Origin of the sequence: Candidatus Planktophila sp., assembly GCF_046070465.1 — a bacterium.
Classification (GTDB): Bacteria; Actinomycetota; Actinomycetes; order Nanopelagicales; family Nanopelagicaceae; genus Planktophila.
This window is the reverse complement of record NZ_JBJTMK010000111.1, coordinates 1-4,958: the sequence shown is the minus strand read 5'-3', so window position 1 is coordinate 4,958 and position 4,958 is coordinate 1. Positions and strand designations below refer to the sequence as shown.

Sequence of the window (4,958 nt, the reverse complement as noted above, 5' to 3'; positions counted from 1 at the left end):
AACTTCAGATTTTGGTGCAGATGGTGCGGTTAAAGAGAAATCACTGAACAATATTCTTCTTCTAGATGAAGCAGGGGCTAAAGGCCTTGTAGAAAGCCTGAAATCTAGTGATTTAACTGTTAAATCAATGGAAGAAAGCCCACGTACCGAACGTCCAAAGCCACCATTTACAACTTCGACTATGCAGCAAGATGCAGGTAGCCGCCTTGGCTGGGGTGCGCAGATCACGATGCGCATTGCACAACGCTTGTACGAAAACGGTTACATCACCTATATGCGTACTGACTCGATTAACTTGAGTGACCAAGCAATCAAGGCAGCACGTGCCGCAGCGAAATCCTTATATGGCGCAGACCATGTCTATGAAACAGCACGTTTGTATCAAGGTAAGACTAAGAACGCACAAGAAGCGCACGAGGCCATTCGCCCAGCTGGAGACGTTTTTAAAACTCCTGGCGAGCTCGCACCAGAGCTCTCCCGCGATGAATTCGCGTTATATGACTTGATTTGGAAGCGCACTGTGGCATCTCAGATGGCAGATGCCAAGAAGATGCAGATGCGCGTGGACTTTGATGTAAAGACTGCAGATGGCAAAGATGCAATCTTCCGTGCCAACGGCAGCGTTATTACCTTTCCGGGATTCCTCGCTGCTTATGACGATATTGCAACAGATGAAAATAAAGATGAAGAGAATGTTGATCGTAGATTGCCTGCAATGTCAGTCGGTCAATCAGTAAAGGTCAACGAGTACACCTGCGAAGGCCACGACACAAAGCCACCTGCACGTTACACAGAGCCAACTCTTGTGAAGAAACTCGAAGAACTCGGTATCGGCCGCCCATCTACCTTCGCATCCATTATTCAAACAATCCAAGATCGCGGTTACGTCAACAAGCGCGGTCGCGCACTTGTGCCAACATTCTTGGCATTTTCTGTCACAGGTCTTCTTGAATCACACTTCACAAAACTTGTTGATTACGACTTCACGGCATCGATGGAAGAAGATCTCGACAAGATTGCATCTGGCGAAGCAGGCCGCGTCGATTGGCTGCGAGATTTCTATTACGGTGTCGATGGACAACCAGGTCTTAATGAACTTGCACTTGACCTTGGCAACATCGATGCACGTGCAACCAACACAATGAATTTATCTGATGCCATTGAAATCCGCGTAGGTCGCTACGGCGCTTACTTACAAGAAAACTTTGAAGACGGTGAGCGTAAGCTCGCAAATATTCCAGAGAATATGGCCCCGGATGAGCTCACGCTCCAGAAGGCAATCGAGCTCCTTGCAGCACCATCAGGTGAACGTGAACTTGGCATCGATCCTGCAACTGGTCTTGAAGTTGTGGCAAAGAGCGGTCGCTTCGGACCTTACATCACCGAGATTTTGCCGGAAGAGCCAGTAGAACTGAAAGAAGATGGCACACCAAAGAAGAAGCGCAAAAAAGCTGACGCTCCAAAGGCAAAGACCGCATCACTTTTGAGCACAATGAACCTCGACACTATTACATTGGATGATGCCCTACAACTGTTATCACTTCCACGTGTATTGGGTACCAACTCAGCTGGTGAAGAGATCACTGTGCAGAACGGTCGTTACGGTCCATACCTCAAGGCAGGTGCTGACTCACGTACCTTGGCATCTGAGGAGCAGCTCTTCTCTATTACATTGGATGAAGCACTCGATATTTATAGCAAACCAAAAGAGCGCCGTCGCGGAGTGGCCAAGCCACCACTGAAAGAGCTTGGTGTCGATCCTGCATCAGAGAAGGCCGTCATTATTAAAGATGGTCGCTTCGGCATGTATGTCACCGATGGCGAGACCAATGCGACGCTGCGCCGTGGCGATACTTTAGAAGCGATGACTCTTGAGCGTGGACTCGAACTTCTGGCAGGACGACGTGCCTGGGAGGCCGAAAATGGCCCATCCCCGAAGAAATCACGTAAGAAAGCGGCACCAAAGAAAGCCGGCGATAAGCCACCAACACTGACGAAGAAAGTTGTAAAGAAAGCTGCTGCCAAGAAGAAAACTGCGACCAAGAAGCAGTAAAAACTCAGGATTTAAGATTCGACTCCCATCCTGTTGATGACCTAGGGGTAACCCCTTTAGTCTCACCCCATGAATATACGGCGTTTGCTCCAGGCTTCCCTATGTGCAACCTTAATTCCCTTGGCTATGCAGCTGGGAATCACACCCGCACATGCAACTACGACTAGTTTCCCTTGCGGAACAAGCGGAACGTATGAAGTTGATGATTCAACTTTCGCGGTAACAGGAAATACTTCGTGTGTTGGTGCGCTGAATATTGACCCATCTGTGACATCAATTGCAAACTGGGCGTTTCAAAACAACACGCATCTTACTTCCGTAGTAATACCAAGCAGCGTTTTATCTATTAATAGTGGATCGTTTAGTGGCGCATACTTCGATGACATAACTTTCAATGAAGGACTCCTGACCATTGGTTGGTCAGCTTTTGCAAACATTAACTTTAATGGCAACCAAGTTGACGTAATCCTTCCGAATTCATTGACAACAATCGGCGCAAGCGCATTTGCTCAATCTACCTTCCGGTCCATCTCCATAGGAGAGAACGTATCTAGCTTGGGAAACAGCGCCTTCTACAACAATTTTGGAGAAGCACCAGAATCAATCATCTTTAGAGGAAATTCGGCCCTTACTTCAATCTCCGACACTACCTTTACGGGTTATAGAGGTTTGACATTAGACCTTCCTCAAAACATTACTTCAATCGCAAATCGCGCCATTGAGTTTGCAAACATTGAATATCTGATTATTCCATCAGGTGTAACTTCTATTGGAAATTCAGCACTTCAATACATGTCGAATATAAAAACTCTCATACTTTCTGACAACTTAACCACGATGGGTACGAATATTTTTGTGTCTACAACTTCAATCGACACAGTCCTTTATTGCGGATCATCATCTGCAGTTCAAAATTATACCTACCCTAATTCTGTACACCCCGTATGTGCTAAAGGTGTTATCTTCCGTAGCAACGGAGGTTCTGGCACTATGCAAACTGAAACTGGGACCAGCACAACAAATTTGACTTCCAATACATTTACAAAATCTGGATCATCGTTCAGTGGGTGGAATACCAAAGCAGACGGCAGTGGAATTTCCTTTGCAAACAACGCCCCATATTCGTTCGCAAGCAATCTGGTTCTTTATGCTCAATGGACAACCACAAGTGTTCCAGGAGCTCCAACAATCGGATCTGCCGTTAAAACTGGTCCAACATCAGCCACAGTGGATTTCACGGCGCCTGCATCTAACGGTGGCGCGGCCATTAATTACTATCAATGCGTTTCGAATCCAATAACATCGACAGTGACACTCAATCAATCCGGTTCTGGTACATGCACGTACTCTGGCTTAACTACTGGAACCTCATATCAATTTAGGGTGCGAGCTCACAATGCAACTGGATTCTCTCCATATTCATCATTATCAAATACTGTGACTCCCTCCGAAAATTCGCCGGACCCTGAGGTAGAAAAACGTGAGGCTGAAAAGAAGCGTCAACAAGAAATTGATAATTGCAAAACAGCCCTTAAGAATGCGCTCGCAAATAATTCAAAAATTGAAGCAGGCACATTTGCAAAGTGTGGATACCGACAACTGACAAATCAATCTGAATCAACAGTAATTGCTAAGCTCCAAAACCTTCCGATTGAATCTCGTACAGCCGAATCCGTGCTGGCCACAGTCGTTACAAAGATCGGCACTTATGAGGATCTACAAGGAGTTAAAGTTCAGTCGATAACACCGCGTCAATTAGTAGATGCCGGGATAATTGATTCTTCTGTTCCAAATAAGACGGTGATTATCTTGCAGCTGCAAAAGTTGGATGTGACTGCTCGAGACTCGATTGCAGAAGTTGACGCATTTATTGCTGAAGCGGTGAAGAAAATACTCGAACGAAAAGTGCGATTATCTGAAGTCATCACAAAGATTCATTCGCGCTGAAAATAGGTCGATTCATAACTTTGCAATAGTTTGGATAAGAAAACAATCTTTTCCGTCTATTACAAAGAAAGATTCTCCTTTCTTGGCGCGATAAATAAAGTGTGATGTTCTTCGGTGGAATTCATTAAATGAGATAATTTGCGGTCTGGGATCGGTTGCGATTTGTTGTGGAAGAGCTTTCTTATTTTTATGAATGGTCATACTGACTTTATATGATTCAACTCTGACAAATACTCTCGGTAAAAGTTGGCGAAGAACCCTTATTTTTCACGATATTTAACACCGTACCCGCCTGCCGATAGACTCACCTCATGACCCAAGGCCTTCCCAATCCTGCCGCCCCGGCGCAGGAGGTAACTCGTGGGGTCTTGGCTATCCCGGCATTTCGTAAGCTCTGGAACTCGATGGTCTTCTCTTCATTGGGAGATTGGCTCGGACTTCTTGCAACTACTGCACTTGCCGCACAACTCTCTGGTGGATCGTATGCAACCGCCAACTTTGCCATCGCTGGTGTCTTTATCGCACGTTTGCTGCCTGCTGTTTTCCTTGGACCATTAGCCGGAGTTATCGCAGACCGATTCGATCGCCGTCGCTTGATGGTCGGCATGGATCTGATGCGCGGTGCTTTATATGTATCGATTCCAATTGTCCACACATATTTCTGGCTCTACACCGCGATGATTCTCGTTGAATGTCTCACCCTCTTCTGGTCACCAGCTAAAGAAGCATCCGTTCCAAACTTGGTACCAAAAGAAAAGTTAGAGAATGCAAACCAAGTTTCATTGCTTGCTGCATACGGAACTGCGCCAATTGCTGCGGTTCTCTTCTCACTACTTACCTTGTTTGCTGGAGCTATCGCTGCAATCAGTCCACTCTTGCCATCGCGCTCTGTTGATATTGCGCTCTACATCAACGCACTGAGCTTCTTCTTTGCTGCATGGACAATCCGCGGATTACG

The 4,958-nt window shown here is 46.1% G+C and carries 3 protein-coding genes; all 3 read left to right on the top strand.

The window, feature by feature from the left end:
- Positions 1-2,053: DNA topoisomerase (locus ACKOVI_RS05080; RefSeq protein ID WP_509602984.1), on the top strand; the 2,053-nt coding region annotated here is incomplete at its 5' end.
- 69 nt (positions 2,054-2,122) lie between these two features.
- Positions 2,123-4,000 carry a leucine-rich repeat protein gene (locus ACKOVI_RS05075; RefSeq protein WP_509602983.1) on the top strand — a complete coding sequence of 626 codons (1,878 nt, stop codon included), beginning with the start codon at positions 2,123-2,125 and terminating at the stop codon, positions 3,998-4,000.
- A gap of 311 nt (positions 4,001-4,311) precedes the next feature.
- Positions 4,312-4,958 (top strand): MFS transporter (locus tag ACKOVI_RS05070; protein WP_509602982.1); only part of this gene is annotated, 647 nt, incomplete at its 3' end.